Here is a 19,230-nt window from a genome sequence, read left to right as displayed (position 1 = left end):
GTTTAGGATGTTTTAAAATTAAAAAAGAGAGACAAACTGCCTCTCTTTCTATTTAAATATTGAAATATCTTATACTAAATCAATCTTACATATGAATTGGTCTCTTTCCGGTTGCGTCCAAAGCTGCTTCTTTTATAGCTTCAGCATACGTAGGATGTGCGTGCGAACTTCTCGCAATATCTTCAGCACTCGCCCGGAATTCCATAGCAATCACGCCTTCTGCAATAAGATCTGCCGCTCTCGCTCCAATAATGTGAACGCCTAAAACTTCATCTGTTTTTTCGTCGGCTAAAATTTTCACCAAACCATCGATATCACCGCTGGCACGGCTCCTACCCAACGCTCTCATTGGAAAAGAACCTATTTTATACGTTGCGCCTTCTTCCTTCAGCTGCTCCTCAGTTTTGCCAACTCCGGCTACTTCAGGCCAAGTGTAGACAACACCAGGAATAAGATTATAATTCACGTGAGGTTTTTGTCCGGCCAAAACTTCAGCCACAAAAACGCCTTCTTCTTCCGCTTTGTGAGCGAGCATTGCGCCTTTTACAACATCACCAATTGCATAAATATTCGAAACATTAGTCTGCAAATGATCGTTGGTTTTCACTCTTCCTCTTTCATCAAGTTCAACACCTGCTTTTTCAAGTCCGAGACCGTCAGTGAATGGTTTTCTGCCAACTGAAACTAGACAATAATCGCCTTCAACAGTTACTTCTTCGCCTTTTTTGTCTTTCGCTGTAATTTTTACTGAATCGCCGTTTCTTTCTACTGCCGAAACAGCAGTTGAAAGCATGAATTTCATTCCCTGCTTTTTCAAAACTTTCAGCAGTTCTTTGCTTAAAGCACCATCCATCCCAGGAATAATTTTATCCATAAACTCAACGACAGTTACCTGAGCGCCCAATCTTAGATAAACAGAACCAAGCTCCAAACCAATTACTCCACCGCCAATTACGACCATGTGTTTCGGAATTTCCTTTAAATTCAAGGCTTCTGTGGAAGTAATAATTCTTTCTTTATCTAAATTAATAAAAGGCAGAGAAGCTGGCTTTGAACCGGTTGAGATGATGATATATTTTGATTCGATCGTTTCAGAAGTACCGTCATTTTTAGCAATATTCACCTGAGTTGCAGATTCGAAACTTCCCAATCCTTCAAAAACCGTGATTTTATTTTTGTTCATCAGATAGCTGATGCCGTCTGTATTTTGTTTGATCACCTCGTTTTTACGCTCGATCATACGGCCAAGATCTGCCTGCGGCTCGTTAATGATAATTCCGTGAGATGCGAAGTTATGTTTGGCGTTTTCAAAATGTTCAGAACTATCTAAAAGTGCCTTTGACGGAATACAACCTACATTCAGACAAGTTCCGCCCAAAGTAGAATATTTTTCAATAATAGCTGTTTTAAAACCCAACTGTGCCGCACGGATTGCCGCTACATAGCCACCAGGGCCGGAACCGATAACGGTAACATCGAATTGATTCATTATATTTGTAATTTTTTATTGAATACTAATGCTTACAAATTTACTGATTAATTGCCACTCATGAAAGTGAGTTTTATCAAGTTTCATAACAAGTTCACATTCCAAAATGTTTTAATTTTTTAGAGTTTAATTTTCTAAAAAGTCAAGTTTTCCTTCAGAGAAAACTGCTTCATTATCGAAATAATTTCCCCCGCAAATGTACCATGTAAGGCTTTCTAAATATTCAACTGCATCTTCCGGCTTCAAATCGGCGACTTCTTTTTTGGCAATAATTCCTTTAAACCACCGGTTCTGTTCAAAATTATTTTCAGACAGAAATTCATATTTTAACCAAATCCGCTGGCAGAGTTTGCATTGAATAATCGATACTTCGGCATTTCTTCCGTCGGTGGTATCTTTTCCAACAACTGAAGTTCGGTATTCAGATGGAAACAAATCGTGCTGTTCACAGGCGCAGCCAAGTTTCGGGAGTTTTTTCATAAATTTTTTCTCTATTTTTTATTTGCGAGATCCAGCAAAACTCTTTCGTATTTATCTAAAATAATTTCTTTTGAAAAACGGTCTTTTATACTGTTTTGAATGTTTTCCTCATCAAATTTATGCTGTAATAGATGAACAATCATTTTCGAAAAACCTTCAGAATCTTCAATATTGGAAATCTCACCGTTAATTCCGATCTGAATAATTTCTCTGATGCCGCCCGGGCAGTCATTTGCCAGCGAAAATGTTCCGCAGGCACCGGCTTCCAGCAAAACATTAGGGAAACCTTCGTAGCGCGAAGACAACACAAAAAGATCTGCAAACTTCAAAAACCGGTACGGATTTTCCTGTCGGCCATGAAAAATCACATTGTCCAGATCAAGCATCGATTTCATCTGTTTCAGCATTTCAGCATCTTTTCCGTCACCCAAAATATGAAGCAGAATATTTTTATCTTTTAAATGACTGAAAACTTTTAAAAGCTGGTCAAAACCTTTACGGGACGAGAGATTTCCGATCGCTACGACATTTTTATAGTGTGAAGGAAAAGATTCGGGTTTAGAAATATTCTTAAGTTTTGCATTAATAAACTGAAAATCTACCGGATTGTTGATCTTAAAAATTTTCTCTTTTTTGATGTTGAATTTATCCGTTAGATCATTTTTCATGTCGTCGCTCTGCGCGATAATCTGATCATAATTATTGTAAAATTTATAGAAAAACCGGATTTCTTTGCGCTTCACGTGCTCAGAAACCACGTTTGTTTCTCTCGCGATAAATTTAATATTCGGAAAAACTTTGATGAATAAAGAGAGATATGCATTTACTTCTCCAAACCCTGAAAATACGATATCCGGTTTTCTTTGGTAGATAACTTTTAAAATCGGCTGCAACGAATTTCTGATTCTTTTGGTATTGATATCGATAATTTCGACATCTTTTTTCAGATATTCCAGATATCCGCCCTGTTTCCTGAGCAAAAGAATTTTCGGCTCGAAAATCGCTCGCGAAAGATGATTCGCAATAGTCGTCACTATTCTTTCTGCTCCGCCAGTTTCCAGATCCGGAAGGATAAATAGGATCGAAATTTTCTTTTTCATATTTTAAAAAAAATGCTAAAATATTACTTTTAGCACTTTGTATTTTAGATTAAAAAAAGGTTGAAACCTTTAATTTGCCACATCGCTGATAAATTTTATCCGCAGCATCCTCACTTCCTCATCAGAAAGTTCATCGCCAAATTCATCGAGTAAAACTTTCATACTGTCGCTCTCAGATTCGTTCATAAATTCCATAAACTCGTCTACCGTATCTTCATCAAAATTATCTTCGATGTAATAATTAATATTAAGTTTAGTTCCCTGATAAACAATACGTTCCATTTCTTTCAACAGATCCGTCATGGAAAGATTTTTTGCGCGTGCTATGTCTTCAAGATCAATTTTTTTATCAGTGCTCTGAATGATAAAAACTTTATGACTCGATTTATTGGCAACCTGCTTCAAAACCATATCCTGAGTACGCTCGATGTTATTTTCCTCTACATATTTTGCGATAAAATCTGCAAATTCTTTTCCGTATTTCTTGGCTTTTCCTTCACCAACACCATATATCTTAGCAATTTCATCGACACTTACCGGATACTGTACTGTCATATCTTCAAGACTCGGATCCATAAAAACCGTATATGGTGGAATTCGATGTTTTTTAGCCACTTTTTTCCGAAGTTCTTTCAGCAAAGCGTATAGATTTTGATCTAATCCTCCGCTGCTCTGCATTTGCACCTGATCGCTTTCTGCTTTGGTCTGCGAAAGATCAAACTGGCGGTCTTCAGCGATGAGAAACGGTTCTTTCAAATCTCCTTTTAGAGCAGCTTTTCCTTTTTCAGAAATTTTTAAAACGCCGTATGTTTCAATATCTTTTAAGAGAAAATTCTGCACAGTAGCCTGTCTCAAAACGGTTTTCCAATAGTTTTCAGATTCATTTTTACCCAAACCAAAATGCGAACTCTGATCAAGTTTGTATGATTTAGTTACCGCATTTTCTTTTCCGACGATTACGGAAATCAAATCTTTCGATTTAAATTTTTCGTTATTTTCATCGATAAGTTTCAAAGCTTTCATTAAATCGTCAGTAGCTTCTTTCAGTGTCGGAGGATTGGTAGAATTGTCGCACATAGATGCGCCATCACCTTTTACAGGATCAAAAACTTCCCCAAAATAATAAAGAATGTACTGTCGTCGGCTCATCGTTGTTTCTGCGTAACCGACCACTTCATTCAGCAACTGCAAACCAATTTCACGCTCAGAAACAGGTTTCTGCGCCAGAAATTTTTCGAGTTTTTCAATATCTTTTGGATCGTAAAATGCCAGACAATGTCCTTCGCCACCATCCCGCCCTGCGCGACCGGTTTCCTGATAATAACTTTCAAGTGATTTCGGAAAATCGTAGTGAATCACAAAACGTACATCAGGTTTATCGATTCCCATCCCAAAAGCGATTGTAGCAACAATCACATCGGCATCTTCCATCAGAAATTTATCCTGATTCATCACGCGCACTTTTTGGTCTAAACCTGCGTGATACGGCAAAGCATTAATTCCGTTTACCTGGAGCAACTGTGCAAACTCCTCCACTTTTCTACGGCTGAGACAGTATACAATTCCAGATTTACCTTTATGTTTATTGATAAATTTTACAATTTCTTTATCAACATTTACTTTAGGGCGAACCTCATAATATAAATTCGGCCGATTAAAACTCTCTTTAAAAACAATCGCATTCGTCATGCCCAGCGTCTTCTGAATATCATCCTGAACCTTCGGTGTGGCCGTTGCGGTAAGCGCAATTACAGGAACATCCGCGATTCTGTCGATGATAAATTTAAGATTTCGGTATTCTGGCCGGAAATCGTGTCCCCATTCTGAAATACAGTGCGCCTCGTCTATTGCAAAAAATGAAATTTTAACTTCTTTAAAAAAATCAAGATAATCTTCTTTAATAAGAGATTCGGGAGCTACATACAGAAGCTTCGTTTTTCCGCTGCGTATATCGTCAAAGACCTGTTTGGTCTGAGTTTTGTTAAGAGAAGAATTTAAAACATGCGCGACGCCGCTCTCAGACGAAAGCCCGTTTACGGCATCTACCTGATTTTTCATCAAGGCTATCAGAGGAGAAACCACAATAGCGGTACCTTCTGAGATCAGTGCCGGAAGCTGATAGCAAAGCGATTTGCCACCGCCTGTTGGCATCAGTACAAAGATATCTTTGCCTTCCTGCAGATTTTCGATGATCTGCTCCTGTTGACCTTTGAAGGTCGAAAAACCGAAGTGTTTTTTTAATTCACCCGATAAATTGGCTTTTTTTGCACCCATCTAATTTTGTATTGCTAAATTTGCATCTATACCAAAGTTATAACATTTTTGTTTAAAAAGAAAGTCTGACGATTTTTAATTCACAAAACTTTCCTAATCAAAGATGCCGTAAAATTATCTTCAAAACAATATCTTAAGCTAAAAAAGAGTGAATTATATGAGCGGTGAAAACATTATCTCTGTCGCAAAACAAACATTATCAATAGAAATTTCAGAACTAAAAAGATTGCAGGACAGGATCGGCATCGATTTCGAAAAGGCGGTGCAGATCATTCACAATGGTGAAGGAAAACTCATTGTCGTAGGAATTGGAAAATCTGCGCACGTAGCAAATAAGATTGTTGCCACTCTCAATTCTACCGGTACGCCTTCGCAGTTTCTTCATGCGTCAGAAGCGATTCATGGTGATCTTGGTGTGATTCAGAAAAAAGATATTGTACTTTGCATTTCAAACTCGGGAAGTTCACCGGAAATTGTAAACATTGTTCCCTATCTGAAAGAATACAGTTCTGCTCTCATCGCGATGACAGGAAATTTTACCAGCAAACTTGCCGAAGCTGCAGATGTGATTTTAAATGCAGAAATTGAGGTGGAAGCCTGCCCGAATAATCTCGCACCGACCAGCTCGACGACTGTACAGATGGCGCTTGGTGATGCCTTGGCAGTCTGTTTAATGAGTCTGAAAGATTTTAAAGACCGCGATTTTGTGCGTTTTCATCCGGGTGGAAGTCTAGGTAAAAATTTAACCGCGAAAGTTGAACAGTTCTTATCATCCAAAAAACCACATGTTTCGCCTGAAGCTTCGGTAAAAGAAGTAATCATTTCGATAAGCAGCTCAAGCCACGGAATAACAATCGTAACAGAAGGTACTGAAATTATCGGTGTGATTACCGACGGTGATCTTCGGAGAATGCTTTTAAATACGACAGATTTCAGCGAAATTTGTGCGCGCGATATCATGTCATTAAATCCAAAAACAATCGAGAAAACTGCGCTGGCAAAAGAAGCCATGAAAATTCTGAAATATTATAATATCGGTCAACTGATTGTGACTGAAAATGCAGAATATTTCGGCATTATCGATCTTCATAAGTTGCTTGATGAAGGAATCAACTAAATATTTATATCTAAAGAACATCATAATAAGCGGTTACGGAATGCCGAAATCCGTGCTTTTTTCATACATTTGAAAACATTAAATAAAAACCGGTGAGTGAAGGTAAAGACATGTCCTTTTTTGGGCATATTGGCGAACTGAGAGGACATCTGATCCGATCGATAATCGCTATTGTAATCGCATCTTTTGCGGTGGGATATAACATTAACTGGATTATGGATCATGTTTTTTTTGGTCCGACACGTAATGATTTTCCGACTTTTAAAATTGTCAACCATTTTTCGAGAATGCTTTTAGGCTCAGACAGTATCGAGCTTCCAAAAGAATTTCCGGTGCGTGTGCAGCGTCTGTATCAGCAGTTTAACGTGATGATTGCGGTTTCAATTTTTGGTGGTTTGGTGATTGCATTTCCTTTCATCGTCTGGGAACTTTGGAGATTCATCGGACCGGCATTACATCCAAATGAAAGAAAAAATTCGATTTTTATTATTAATTCGGTTTGGATATTATTTGTAATGGGCGTAATGTGCGGCTATTTCCTGATCTTACCTTTTGCCGTCAACTTTGGAGTCATCTTTAAAATTTCAGATATTATTATTCCGCTCTACGATTTGAGTGATTATACAGCACTTTTCCTCCAGGTTGTCATCGGTATGGGAGTAGTTTTTCTCTTTCCGATTCTTATTTATTTCCTCACGATTGTCGGTATTCTGAATCCAAAATTCATGAAAAAATACAGACGTCACGCAGTTGTTTTGATTATGGTCGTTGCGGCAATCATTACGCCTGCAGATGTTTTAAGTATGATTATGGCGGCACTTCCACTTTTGATTTTGTATGAAGTGAGTATCATTATGTGTCATTATACTTTCAAAAAACTACAGAAAAGAGAAGCCGGACTTCAGGTTTAAAACTTTATTTTTAAATTATACCGTTTCGGCGCCGAAAATCTTCGATTTTCGCGCCGAAACTTTTTATCACATTTAAATTCAGATCGCGGTTTTTATCTTATTTTTGAGAAAATTAATCGCGGCCATGAAAAAACTTACGTACGCCATCATTCTCTGTTCCGGACTCGCTTTCGGGCAATTTTTTGAGAAAAATAAAACTTTCACCAAACAAGATTCACTGAAAGGTTCCGATACCCAATTCAGGAATTTCTGGGATGTAAAACGCTACGATCTTTCTGTAGAACCCGATTTTAAATCAAAAAGCATCAGCGGACACAATCTGATTACGTTTACTTTGACGAAAGATGTTATCGATCCTGTTTTTCAGATCGATCTCCAGCAACCGATGAAAGCGGACAAGGTAGAATGCAGTTTCCCGTTAAAAGGTGATTTTAAGAGAGACGGAGATTTCATATTTATTTCTGCCAAAAAAAGTTTTAAAAAAGGAGAAAAACATACGATTGACGTTACATACAGCGGAAATCCGGTGATTGCAAAACGTGCTCCCTGGGACGGCGGCTGGGTTTTCACCAAAGATGAGAAGGGAAATCCCTGGATGAGCGTGGCGGACGAAGGCATTGGCGCTTCGGTCTGGCTTCCCACAAAAGATATCTGGAGCGATGAGCCGGATGAAGGCATTACGATGAAAATCAGTACGCCACAGGATTTGGTTGGTGTCGGAAACGGTCGGCTCACCGAAAAAAAAACAGAAAACGGAAAAAATACTTTTACGTGGGAAATTAAAAATCCGATCAACGCCTACTCTATCATTCCGAATATTGGCAAATATGTCAATTTTAAAGATTCTTACATGGGCGAAAAAGGAAAACTGGACCTTGATTATTGGGTAATCGATTACAATTTGGATAAAGCAAAAAAACAGTTTCAACAGGTACAGCCTATGATGAAAGCCTTTGAATACTGGTTTGGACCGTATCCATTTTATGAAGATTCTTATAAACTGGTGGAATCGCCTTATCTGGGAATGGAGCATCAGAGCAATGTCGCGTACGGAAACGGATATGAAAATGGATATATGGGACAGGATTATTCCGGAACGGGCGTTGGTCTGAACTGGGATTATATTATCATTCACGAAAGTGGACACGAGTGGTTTGCAAATAATATTACGGCGAAAGACCAAGCTGATATGTGGGTTCACGAAGGTTTTACGATGTATTCTGAAGTGCTTTTTACGGAACATTTTATGGATAAAAAATCGGCGGATATTTATGCGCAGGGAATTCAGAACGGCATTCAGAATGACATTCCGATTATCGGGAAATATGGCGTGAGAAATGAAGGCAGCGGCGATATGTACCCAAAAGGGGCGAGTTTGCTGCACACGATACGCCAGGTGATTAATAATGATGAAAAATTCAGACAGATTTTACGGGGTCTAAATAAAGATTTTTATCATCAGACGGTGACGACACAGCAGGTTGAAAAGTACATCTCTGAGAAAGCCGGAATTGATTTCTCAACCGTTTTCGATCAATATTTGAGAACTGTAAAAGTTCCTGTTTTGGAATATTCTCAAAAAGGAAACGAACTTAAATTCAAATACAGCAACACGGTTCAGAATCTGAAACTTCCGGTACGAATCGGCGATCAGACAATTAATCCAACAGCAGAATGGCAGACGCTAAAACTGAAAAGCAGCGTTCCGGTTGAGTTTAACAGGAATTATTATATCATGTTTAAGAAAGTTTAACATCAAATCAGAAATTTAAGCTGTAACAAAACCTAAAAACCATCAACTACTTAACTAAAATAAACCTAATGAAAAAAATACTTTTCAGCATTGGTATTCTTTCGGCTGTGTATGTTCAGGCGCAGTCGATGAAGACGACGATCGATCTTACCTCCGTGAAAGATGATAAAATTCCGGTGAAAATTGCAGTTCCAAAAATGAAAAATGGCGATGCAAAATTTCATTTTCCGAAAACTGTTCCGGGAACATACTCAGTAGACGACTACGGAAGATTTATTGAAGGCATCAGATTTTTAGATGCAAAAGGGAAAGAACTTGCTTTCACAAAGGTGAACGACAATACCTACAGCCTGAAAAATGTGCAGAATCTTGCTGAAGTTTCGTATTTCGTAAATGACAGTTTTGATGACGAAATGAATGCTGAAAAGCACAAAGCAGTATTTTCGCCCTCTGGAACCGATATTGAAGAAGGGAAAGTGTATCTCATCAATACACATGGTTTTGTCGGCTATTTCGACAGTATGCAGGATGTTCCGTATCAGTTAATTATCAAAAAACCAAAAGATTTTTACGGCACGACCGCTTTGGTAGATCAGGATAAATCTGAAGATACCGACACATTTACGCTCGCCAATTACGCGAAACTCACCGATTCTCCGCTGATGTACTCCAAACCGGATTTTATTACGTTCAATGCAGGCGGAATGGATCTCGTTTTAGGCGTTTATTCACCGACAGGAAAATATAAAGCGGCTGATTTTAAAGAAAATTTAGAGAAAATGGTGATTGCTCAGAAGAAATTTTTGGGTGATATGAATACCAATAAAAAATACGCGATCATGCTTTATCTTGCAGGTACCGACGGGCCGCAGATCAAAGGTTTCGGAGCGCTCGAGCATCACGAATCGACAAGTGTGGTTTTGCCTGAAATGATGCCGAAAGAAGCCATCGATGAGACTTTAACTGACGTTGTTTCACATGAGTTTTTCCATACGGTAAATCCGCTGAAAACGCATTCTGAAGAGATTCATTATTTTGATTATGCCGATCCGAAAATGTCTCAACACCTTTGGATGTATGAAGGCGGAACAGAATATTTTGCCAATCTTTTCCAGATTCAGGAAGGTTTGATTACCAAAGAGCAGTTTTTACAGAGAATTTCAGATAAAATTAAAAACTCGAAAAACTACGACGACACGATGCCATTTACCGTGATGAGCAAAAATATTCTGCTTGATCAGTACAAAGATCAGTACCGCAATGTGTACGAAAAAGGAACGCTGCTCACAATGTGTCTGGATATCGAACTCCGCAAACTTTCAAACGGCGAAATGGGCTACCGCGATATGATTCGCAAACTGTCTCAGCGTTTCGGCGAAAACAAACCTTTTAAAGATGATAAACTCATCGACGAACTGGTTACGGTTACAGGTTATCCTCAGATTAAAGATTTTTACAGTAAATATATCGCCGGAAGCGAGCCGACGCCATACGAAAAGTATCTGAATATGGTTGGTGTGGAAATAAAAAAACAGGAAACGCCACCGATTTTGTGGTTTATTAAAGATCCCAACCAAACCGGATTTAACGAAAAAAACAGCACTTTTATCTTTGATGAAAGCACGCCGCTTTCTACTTTTGCTAAAAAGATCGGGATGAAGATCACCGATGAAGTGTATGCTATCAACGGTAAAACAATTGACATTCAAAAAGTTCAGGAATTGATTACGTATGTACAGTCGATCAAACCAGGCCAGAATGTAACGGTTACTGTTCTACGGAAAAATGGCGACAAAACCGACAAAATTGATCTTAAAGGTCAGGCTGTGATGGATAAGATGACGCTGGAAACTTTAGATTTTAAAGCAAATCCAACTGCGGCAGAGCAGAAACTGCAAAACCAATGGCTGACAGGAAATAAATAGAAGATAGAGAAAGGAGCGGGAAAATTTTCCCGCTCCTTCTTTTTCAGCACTTGTGTTTTCGTTTTTTATTTCCCGTATAGTTCCGGCTCAATCGGATTGTTGTTTTTCTTTAAATTTTCTTTCGTTCTTTTTTCAATTTCTCTGAAAACCTGATTAGGATCTGATATTTCTTTGCCGTCTGCACTGGTGGTTTTAAAAACCACTTTGTTGTTTTCGTTATTTTTCATCATCATCTCGCGCATATTTTTTGTAGGATCATTTACGTAAGATTTCCACGCTTTGATAAACTGATTTTTATTGATCATCACCTCTTTTCCGCCCATCCCGTAAATCTGAACTCCTCCAGGCGTTTCCACATCTTTTTCTACACGCATCGGCATCTTTTTATTACCAACCAAAGTCATGTTGTGCGATCCTGTTTTATCTTCAATTTTAACAATCAAACCCGGAAGTCCGTAAAATTTGTATGGTCCGTCCTGAAACGGAAGTTCAGTGGTAAACCAAGCCGTCCATTCCCTTCCTCCGAAATTTGTCGTAGCTTTTTGGGCGCTATAAGACCCTATTTTCTGCTTTTCGGCAAGAATTTTCCATTCCGGTTTTTTATCTTCTTCAATTTTGTACATGTCCGAAGAAATTCTTGTAAAAAGATAAGTCTTAAAATCTGGATAATCTTTTGTCACTTTATAAGCAACCTGTCCAGGTTTTTCCCGGCGGCTTAATGTAAGATTTGTAGATCCCGTTTTGATCTGTTTTTCGAGATCCGCCTGAGAAGTCGAGTCTGATAAAAATTTATCCTGACTGTAATATTTTGAGCCTTTTTCATCAATATCCAAAAGCATCATTTCTGTTTTCACATCAGCCCTGTTGGTGGAATCGGGTATGAATTTATACTCGTAAAAAAATCGGTTCTGTGCAAAAGTGCTGAAGCAAATCAGTACAGCACACAATGTGAAAATTTTCTTCATTTTTAGTTTTTGACAAGTTCAATCTGATTATTATTTTTTTTAATTCTTTCCTTAATTCTCGCTTCCTGCTCTTTGGTGTGCTTTGCATTACCATCAGCCATAATCATTGTTACAGCGCCCATCTGCATCTGTTTTAAGCCTTTTGTAGGATCGTTTTCGTAATCTTTCAGGAGTTTTGAATACTGCTTGGCATTAATATCAATCTCTTTTCTGTCCCAAATATTTCCCGGAATCTGATCTAAATTTTTCACAGCATTCAGTACAAAAACATGCGATTTCGAATTGTCTTCCAGCGAAACAATCAATCCCGGCAAACCGTGAAATTTGTACGGTCCATCCTGAATCGGAATTTCTGCAGCAAACCAAGCCGTCCAGTGTCTCCCTGCAAAATCAGTTTCTGCTTTCTGAACATTCCAGTCGCCTGTTTTCTTTTTTTCGCTTGAAATTTTCCAGTTTAACTTCCGCAAATCTTTTATTTTATACTGATCTGCAAAAATCTTTGTATGGAGAAAAACATCATACTGCGGATACGTTTTCGATATTTGATCTTTCACCAAACCTTTGTACATATCTGGCGTGATGTTGATCATTCCGGTCGCCGCAATCTGCTTTTCAAGATTTATTTTCATGGCAGAATCTGACTGATAAATGGTGTAGCTGTAAAACTTCGATCCTCCAGGAGAAGTATCAAGATTCATGATTTCTTTTTTAATATCAGCAACATTCGCAGAATCTGGCACGAACTGATACTCATATACAAATCGCTGGTTTTGCCCGAAGACACACGCAAAATTTATTAGGAAAATAAAAATAAAAGTTTTCATGGTTTGTTTTTAATCTTTGGTAGTTATTGCGATCTCGTCAGCCTTTTTTGCAGTTAGACTTTTCTTCCTCACATCGACACGTGAAATCTCAGATGGTGATAGAGCTTCTGCTTCCGCTTTTGTTACTTCTTTACCGTTAATAAGATATCTCAATAAGGATCCGGAACGTGAATTTTTATCTGTAGTAATACTCATTTTTCGCGCATAAGAAATTTTCTCGTCTCCCACCCTTTCGATGATCATTTTTTTGATCTTGTGATTCCCATTTTTCAGATCTTTATACTCGGTCTGAAACTTTAGAAAATCTTCTTTCGAAACTCTTTTACCGTTGATAAAAAGCTCGTCCGCATCAACAGACATCACTGAAATCTCAGATTTTACCGGGGCTGGCTTTTGCTTGATTATTTGTCCGTTGCGATCGAAAACTATGGTTTCAAAACCGTCAGATTGAAATATTGCCATATTGCGTGCACCAGACCCGGATATTTTTTGGGTGTTTTTCAAAATTTCATCCGCGTCTTTTTTCAGCATCTCAAATTCTTTCTTGCTTAAAGGTTCTTTCTCATAATTCCTGTTTTTGCTGAAAATCTCATCAAAACTCTGTGCATTTCTTCGCTCGCGGATGGTTGTAAGCATTTTTTCTTTTTCAGACTGTTGCTTTTCTCTCGCAGACTCTCTTTTTGCCAAGGCAGTCCGGTAGAAGAGTTCGTATTCATTTACCGTTGAATCTGTTTTTGCGTTAAAATCTTCAGTCAGGGTTTTTGCGGAATCACCTTTCGTCATATTTGGCTTAATTACCGTATCCTGAAGAGTTTTTACATTCTCAAAATTATTTTTAAAAATTTCTGCTGCTGCGAAATCTGCCTGCTTGTTTACTATTTTGATTTCGCGGTTTTTAGCATTCACTAAGTAGGCAAATACCATCAAAAATAAAATGGGCAGTACACATATTCTTCTTAAATAACCGAATTTGGTCTGAGGTTTTTGGATCATTTTGAGTCTTTTTTTTAAGTTTGAACTTAAGAATGGATTGGTTCCCGGAAGAATATCTGCCGAGAAATTTCCTGCAAGAAGCATTTGCGCAAAAGCTTTCGTGTCGCTTTGTTTTACGGCTTTTTTATCAGCAAGATATTCATGAATAAGAAAAAGCTCTTTCTTCATAAAATAGAATACCGGATTAAACCAAAACATACCGCTCAGCAGTTCCATGAAAATTTTATCATAAGAATGTTTTTGCTCAATATGCACCATTTCGTGCTTCAGAATCTGCTTTCCGAGATCTGAATTGATTTCCAGAGAATGCTTCCAGAATAGATTTTTAAAATAAGAAAAAGGTGCGTCATCAAGATTGGTCTGATAAAAATTAATGCCTTGCAAAGTTTCTTTCTTAAATTTTCTTCGGATGCTTAAAATTTTAAAAATCCCTACAAAAAGCCGGACTACCAGAAAGACAGAAACCAGTGCCAGAGCTGAAAAACCAAGTGTAGAATAAATGTGATCATCGTTTATAGTGTTTGTAGTTTTAATATTTTGAATTTTTGTCAATAAAAAATACAGATCAGCATCTACTTCGACTGTAAAATCTTCCACCTTTAAAAGCGGCAAAAAAAGCGAAATTACCGCGGCAGAAAGAAGATAAAAACGGTTGTAATGGTGAAACGTCTTGTCTTTTAAAGACAACTGATAGTAAAGAAACAGTACACCAGAACTCACAAAAACTTTAAAAAAGTAAATAAAAATCGCTTCCATATCAGTTTTCTTTTTTTATTTCTTTGAGAAGCATTTCCAGATCTTCGACAGACATTTCGTTTTTCTCCACGAGAAAAGAAACCGCACTTTTATAAGAACCTTTAAAATAGTTTTTCACCAGGTTTTTCATTGTCTTACCAGAATATTGATCTTTTGTCACCAAAGGAAAATATTCATGCTGGCGGCCAAACACCCAATAATCTACAAAGTTTTTCTCCTTCAAAACTTTCAGAATCGTTGATACAGTATTCGTATGAGGTTTTGGCTCCGGAAAAAGGTCTAGAATATCTTTCAGAAATCCCTTTTCAAGTTTCCACAGAAGCTGCATGATCTGTTCTTCTGCTTTAGTAAGATGTTCGATTTTCATTTTAATTATTATAACTAATTAGTTAGTGATACAAATCTAAATATAATTTTTATTTGTTCACTATTTTTTTAGTGATAAAAATCAATTATTACATAAACAGCTCATTATCAGAGAATAATTTTTTAAATATAAATACACATCTAATTAATTCTTCAGTAAGTGATGAATAAATGATAGTATTTAAATAAAATTTTCCTGAATTTGCCAAAATTTTTAAGATATTGTTAAATAAAACACTGCATAAATTGCAGAAAATCAGAAAATATATTTATTTTAGTGCTTTAAAAATTTCTCATGAAAAGATATCACTTACTGATTGTATTATTCTTATTTGTATTTAATGTAGCTTCGGCACAGTCTTCATCAGTTTTCGGTTCTCTTACCGAGGCAAAATCTAAAATTGAGGGCACTGTTCCTGTAGTTTTGGAGCATCTGAAAAAAGTTAGCGAAAAACAGGGCGACGATACCGTTTATAATAACGGAAAGGAAGCTTTGAAAAAGCAGTACGATGCTGTAGCACAGGAATTTGATCTGTACAAAGGAAATATGGCAAACTGCATTGTAGACAAGCCCAAAAAAGCCAACAAATGCATGAATTATCACACGCAGTATTTTAGAAATACGCTGACGATTTATGACAATTACATTACGTATGTCACAAAGAAAAACGGTTTTCTTGGTGTAACAGACGAGGCAGTAAAAAAAGATTTTAAACCTACAGAAATCGCGACTACCATCGACAAAGACTTTATGGCAGCGACTGGAGCAGTGAAAAAGATGAAAGGCAACAACAAACTTTCTTACTTTGAACAGCTAAAATCAGACGAATTAAGTCTGGCAAAATTTGATACTCTGGAAAAAGAATAATTCAAAGAAAAAAAATGAAACCGCTCTGTTGAGCGGTTTTTTTTTGCGATATATTATACATAAAAAAAGGAGAACCGCATATCTGCAATTCTCCTGTTGGTAGCGGGAACCGGACTCGAACCGATGACCTTCGGGTTATGAGCCCGACGAGCTACCTACTGCTCCATCCCGCGGTGTATTTTTGAGTGCTTACCGACAGCACTGATCTTAGTAGCGGGAACCGGACTCGAACCGATGACCTTCGGGTTATGAGCCCGACGAGCTACCTACTGCTCCATCCCGCGGTATATTTTTTGAAACGTTACCGACAAACGTTTTACTTAGTAGCGGGAACCGGACTCGAACCGATGACCTTCGGGTTATGAGCCCGACGAGCTACCTACTGCTCCATCCCGCGATATTGGACTGCAAATATACGATTAATTTCCGAATGACCAAATCGAAAATGTAAATCAATGCTTTTCGTAGTATATTTTTAAATTTAATTATCTTTGTGCTATGGCTAAAATACTGAAAATCTACCCTGAAAACCCTCAGGAAAAGGCAATTGATGAAGTGGTTAAAACGCTGAATAACGGAGGAATAATCATTTATCCGTCTGATACAGTATATGCTTTGGGCTGTAATATTTTTGATATTAAAGCCATGGAAAAACTGGCTCAGATAAAAAAAACAAAACTGGAAAAAGCACAGTTTTCGATTATCTGCAACGATCTCAGTCATCTTTCAGATTTTACGAGACCTGTAGATACGTCTGTTTTCCGTTTTTTGAAAGCACATCTTCCCGGGCCGTTTACCTTTATTCTTGAAGCCAATAAGAGTTTACCCTTAGCTTATAAAAATCACAAAACCATTGGAATTCGTGTTCCAAATTATTCGATTCCGCAGCTTATTGTAGAAAAATTAGGTCACCCGATCGCTTCAACTTCTATTAAAGATGATGATGAGATTATAGAATATTCTACAGATCCTGAACTTATCGCCGAAAAATATGATCATCTGGTCGATCTCGTAATTGATTCAGGTTATGGAGACAATGTTGCGTCGACGATTGTCGACCTGACATCTGGCGAGCCAGAAATTATCCGTCAGGGGAAAGGTGAAATTTTAGCCTAAACATTTTTAAACCAGACACAAATGAAAATTATCTCGTCGCCGGCAAAGCTGATGAACATTGAGAACAGCACAGATTTGCTGCGCTTAACAACTCCGAAATTTATCAGAGAAGCATCATTTATTCATCAGCATTTAAAAGAAAAAACACCAAAATATCTCTCGGATTTAATGGAAATTTCGAAAAAGCTGGCCGATGAAAACTGGGAAAGAAACCAGAAGTGGAAATCGAAACCATCTGCAAAAGAATCGGCTCCCGCTATGTTTGCTTTTACCGGTGAAGTCTATCGCGGTTTAGATGCAAAAACTCTCGATAAAAATGCAGTTGATTATCTTCAGAAAAACTTCAGAATGCTTTCCGGTTTGTACGGAATATTGAAACCATCAGATAAAATCATGCTTTATCGGCTGGAAATGGGCAGACCTTTTCATTTTGACCAATACAAAAATATCTACGAGTACTGGACGGAAAAAGTTACTGATGCTCTGAAATCTGAACTGAAGAAAACAGAATTTATTTTAAATCTTGCGAGCGCAGAATACGGAAAAGTTATTGACAGAAAAAATCTTGAGCAGAAAATGATTGATGTTGAATTTCTGGAAATTCGCGAGGGTAAGCCAAAAAATATCGTTGTTTACACTAAACATGCGCGCGGAATGATGGCAAGATTTTGTGCTGAAACCAATGCGAAAACACTGAATGACGTCAAAACATTTAACAGAGAAGGTTACAGAATTGATGAAGCAGCTTCGACCGGTGATAAACTAATTTTCACGCGGTAATGGTTTTTAGTGAAGTTAAAAAAAGCTTTACAGAAAGGCTTTCAGGAAACTATTCTCAGGAAGAAATTAATATTTTATTTGAAATTTTCGCTGAAAATATTTTAGAAATCAACAGAATTCAGCAGCGAAGTTTCTCGGATCAGGAAATCTCGACTGAGAATCTTAAAAAATTTATAGAAGTGATCATTCAGCTTGAATCGGGTAAACCTTATCAGCAGATTTTGGGTGAAACTGAGTTTTACGGAATGAAATTTTTTGTAAACGAACACGTTTTGATTCCCAGACCTGAAACGGAAGAATTGCTTGAAATTGCCATTGAGAAAATTTCAAAATCACACGCTCAAAACACCACATTAAAGATTTTAGACATCGGAACCGGAAGCGGAATCATTCCATTGGTTTTGAAAAAACATTTTCCTAAAGCTGATATAATATCGATTGATTTCTCTGAAAAAGCTTTAATGGTTGCCCAAAGAAACGCAGACTTTCATCAGTTGAAAATCAATTGTATTCATGCTGATTATCTTAAAATTGATTTTAAAGAAAATTTTGATATAATCATTTCAAATCCGCCGTACATCGGAATTAACGAAGAAATTGAGATTGCTGATTCAGTGAAAGAGTTTGAGCCGAAAATGGCGCTTTTCTCACCTACGTCAGATGCCCTTATTTTTTACCGGAAAATTGCCGAGGACTGCGAAAAATATTTGATTAAAAACGGACTTTTATTTTTAGAAATTAACCAAAAACTCGGCAAAGAGACTTTAGATTTATTTAAAAACTTTTCGGAAAGTGAACTTAGGAAAGATCTCAGCGGCAATGACCGTTTTATAATTGGAATCAAATAAATCTTATCCAATTCTTTTGCGGATAAATATTTCGTACGATAAATAAAGTAGCGGTAAAGACATGATCGAGATGTAAAAAATATTCTGAAAAGCCATTTCAGGCTGATTCGCTATTGCATAAACCAGTCCGAAAAACGCACCACCTAAATGCGCAGCGTGGCCGAGATTATCCCACTGTTTAGGGTTGAGCATCATGTAAACTGAATATCCAAAATATAATGTTCCGAAAATAAATCCTGGAATGGGAATGGGAATAAAAAACAGATACAAGCCTAGATTTGGAAGCAACGCAATCGCTGCAAACAAAACTCCGGAAACTCCACCACTCGCTCCTATTGCTGAATACCAAGGTTGTTTCTGATAGATAAAAAGAGAAAAAATATTTCCTAAAAGTATTGACCCGATATAAATTATCAAAAAGCCTGCAACACCAAAACCCTGTAAAATGACCGGCCCAAAGAAATAAAGCGTCATCATATTAAACAGCAAATGCATAAAATCTGCATGCAGAAAACCCGCAGATAGCAGTCGGATGTATTCTTTTCGGTTTCTGATGGCTCCTACATTGAATTTATACTGCTCAAAAAGCGGCTGATTATTAAACGCAATAAAACTGATAACCGAGGTGATCGCGATGATGATAATGATGATATTCATTCTTAAAT

17 protein-coding genes and 3 tRNA genes are annotated in these 19,230 nt (G+C 37.4%); 8 read left to right on the top strand and 12 right to left on the bottom strand.

Features of this window, described 5'->3' with window-relative positions; all coding sequences use genetic code 11:
• Window positions 1-85 precede the first annotated feature (85 nt).
• The 4 genes from lpdA to recQ all read right to left on the bottom strand — a co-directional run bounded on the left by lpdA (window position 86) and on the right by recQ (window position 5,343).
• Window positions 86-1,489: a dihydrolipoyl dehydrogenase gene (gene lpdA, locus ASG01_RS01050; RefSeq protein ID WP_055858641.1), complete on the bottom strand. Its 1,404-nt coding sequence runs from the start codon at window positions 1,487-1,489 to the stop codon at window positions 86-88.
• A 126-nt stretch (window positions 1,490-1,615) separates the two neighbouring features.
• Window positions 1,616-1,969 (bottom strand): hypothetical protein, encoded by a 354-nt coding sequence (locus ASG01_RS01045; protein WP_055858639.1) that lies wholly within the window; start codon window positions 1,967-1,969, stop codon window positions 1,616-1,618.
• A gap of 11 nt (window positions 1,970-1,980) precedes the next feature.
• Entirely contained in the window at window positions 1,981-3,069 is a 1,089-nt protein-coding gene (locus ASG01_RS01040; protein WP_055858637.1) for a glycosyltransferase, read from the bottom strand.
• A gap of 69 nt (window positions 3,070-3,138) precedes the next feature.
• Window positions 3,139-5,343 (bottom strand): DNA helicase RecQ, encoded by a 2,205-nt coding sequence (gene recQ, locus ASG01_RS01035; RefSeq protein ID WP_055858633.1) that lies wholly within the window; start codon window positions 5,341-5,343, stop codon window positions 3,139-3,141.
• A 157-nt stretch (window positions 5,344-5,500) separates the two neighbouring features.
• On the opposite strand from recQ, the gene ASG01_RS01030 reads away from it, so the two are divergent.
• The 4 genes from ASG01_RS01030 (at window position 5,501) to ASG01_RS01015 (ending at window position 11,049) form a co-directional block, all read left to right on the top strand.
• On the top strand, window positions 5,501-6,460 hold the full coding sequence (locus ASG01_RS01030; RefSeq protein WP_055858630.1) for an SIS domain-containing protein: 960 nt from the start codon (window positions 5,501-5,503) through the stop codon (window positions 6,458-6,460).
• Between the two features lie 92 nt (window positions 6,461-6,552).
• On the top strand, window positions 6,553-7,371 hold the full coding sequence (gene tatC / locus ASG01_RS01025) for a twin-arginine translocase subunit TatC (protein ID WP_185097211.1): 819 nt from the start codon (window positions 6,553-6,555) through the stop codon (window positions 7,369-7,371).
• 124 nt (window positions 7,372-7,495) lie between these two features.
• Entirely contained in the window at window positions 7,496-9,124 is a 1,629-nt protein-coding gene (locus ASG01_RS01020) for a M1 family metallopeptidase (protein WP_055858627.1), read from the top strand.
• A gap of 68 nt (window positions 9,125-9,192) precedes the next feature.
• Window positions 9,193-11,049: a PDZ domain-containing protein gene (locus ASG01_RS01015; RefSeq protein ID WP_055858624.1), complete on the top strand. Its 1,857-nt coding sequence runs from the start codon at window positions 9,193-9,195 to the stop codon at window positions 11,047-11,049.
• Between the two features lie 65 nt (window positions 11,050-11,114).
• Here ASG01_RS01015 and ASG01_RS01010 read toward each other — a convergent pair whose 3' ends face one another.
• From ASG01_RS01010 to ASG01_RS00995, 4 genes are read right to left on the bottom strand one after another with little or no spacing between them, the layout of a single operon-like run.
• Window positions 11,115-12,014, bottom strand: coding sequence for a GLPGLI family protein (locus tag ASG01_RS01010; RefSeq protein WP_055858621.1), 900 nt, complete (start codon window positions 12,012-12,014; stop codon window positions 11,115-11,117).
• Window positions 12,015-12,016: 2 nt separating this feature from the next.
• Window positions 12,017-12,838, bottom strand: a complete 822-nt coding sequence (locus ASG01_RS01005; RefSeq protein ID WP_055858618.1) for a GLPGLI family protein — start codon at window positions 12,836-12,838, stop codon at window positions 12,017-12,019.
• Between the two features lie 9 nt (window positions 12,839-12,847).
• A complete protein-coding gene (locus ASG01_RS01000) occupies window positions 12,848-14,587 on the bottom strand; it encodes a M56 family metallopeptidase (protein WP_055858615.1) in 1,740 nt (579 codons plus the stop codon).
• 1 nt (window position 14,588) lies between these two features.
• Window positions 14,589-14,954 carry a BlaI/MecI/CopY family transcriptional regulator gene (locus ASG01_RS00995; RefSeq protein ID WP_055858612.1) on the bottom strand — a complete coding sequence of 122 codons (366 nt, stop codon included), beginning with the start codon at window positions 14,952-14,954 and terminating at the stop codon, window positions 14,589-14,591.
• A 294-nt stretch (window positions 14,955-15,248) separates the two neighbouring features.
• Here ASG01_RS00995 and ASG01_RS00990 point away from each other — a divergent pair, with 294 nt between their 5' ends.
• Window positions 15,249-15,821, top strand: coding sequence for a hypothetical protein (locus ASG01_RS00990; protein ID WP_055858609.1), 573 nt, complete (start codon window positions 15,249-15,251; stop codon window positions 15,819-15,821).
• Window positions 15,822-15,918: 97 nt separating this feature from the next.
• On the opposite strand, the gene ASG01_RS00985 is transcribed toward ASG01_RS00990, so the two are convergent.
• The 3 genes from ASG01_RS00985 to ASG01_RS00975 form a co-directional block, all read right to left on the bottom strand.
• Window positions 15,919-15,994: transfer RNA gene (locus tag ASG01_RS00985), tRNA-Met, on the bottom strand.
• 38 nt (window positions 15,995-16,032) lie between these two features.
• A tRNA-Met gene (locus ASG01_RS00980) sits at window positions 16,033-16,105 on the bottom strand.
• 40 nt (window positions 16,106-16,145) lie between these two features.
• Window positions 16,146-16,218, bottom strand: a tRNA-Met gene (locus ASG01_RS00975).
• Between the two features lie 101 nt (window positions 16,219-16,319).
• Here ASG01_RS00975 and ASG01_RS00970 point away from each other — a divergent pair.
• From ASG01_RS00970 to prmC, 3 genes are read left to right on the top strand one after another with little or no spacing between them, the layout of a single operon-like run.
• Window positions 16,320-16,937: an L-threonylcarbamoyladenylate synthase gene (locus ASG01_RS00970; protein ID WP_055858608.1), complete on the top strand. Its 618-nt coding sequence runs from the start codon at window positions 16,320-16,322 to the stop codon at window positions 16,935-16,937.
• A gap of 21 nt (window positions 16,938-16,958) precedes the next feature.
• On the top strand, window positions 16,959-17,717 hold the full coding sequence (locus tag ASG01_RS00965) for a YaaA family protein (RefSeq protein WP_055858605.1): 759 nt from the start codon (window positions 16,959-16,961) through the stop codon (window positions 17,715-17,717).
• Window positions 17,717-18,565, top strand: coding sequence for a peptide chain release factor N(5)-glutamine methyltransferase (prmC, locus tag ASG01_RS00960; protein WP_055858602.1), 849 nt, complete (start codon window positions 17,717-17,719; stop codon window positions 18,563-18,565). Before ASG01_RS00965 ends, prmC begins: the two co-directional genes overlap by 1 nt.
• Before the next feature lie 3 nt (window positions 18,566-18,568).
• Here prmC and ASG01_RS00955 read toward each other — a convergent pair whose 3' ends face one another.
• Entirely contained in the window at window positions 18,569-19,222 is a 654-nt protein-coding gene (locus tag ASG01_RS00955) for a rhomboid family intramembrane serine protease (protein ID WP_055858599.1), read from the bottom strand.
• Between the last annotated feature and the right edge of the window lie 8 nt (window positions 19,223-19,230).

This window comes from Chryseobacterium sp. Leaf180, assembly GCF_001424585.1.
Classification (GTDB): Bacteria; Bacteroidota; Bacteroidia; order Flavobacteriales; family Weeksellaceae; genus Chryseobacterium.
The sequence above is the reverse complement of the archived record's forward strand: the minus strand, read 5'-3'. Positions and strand labels throughout refer to the sequence as shown.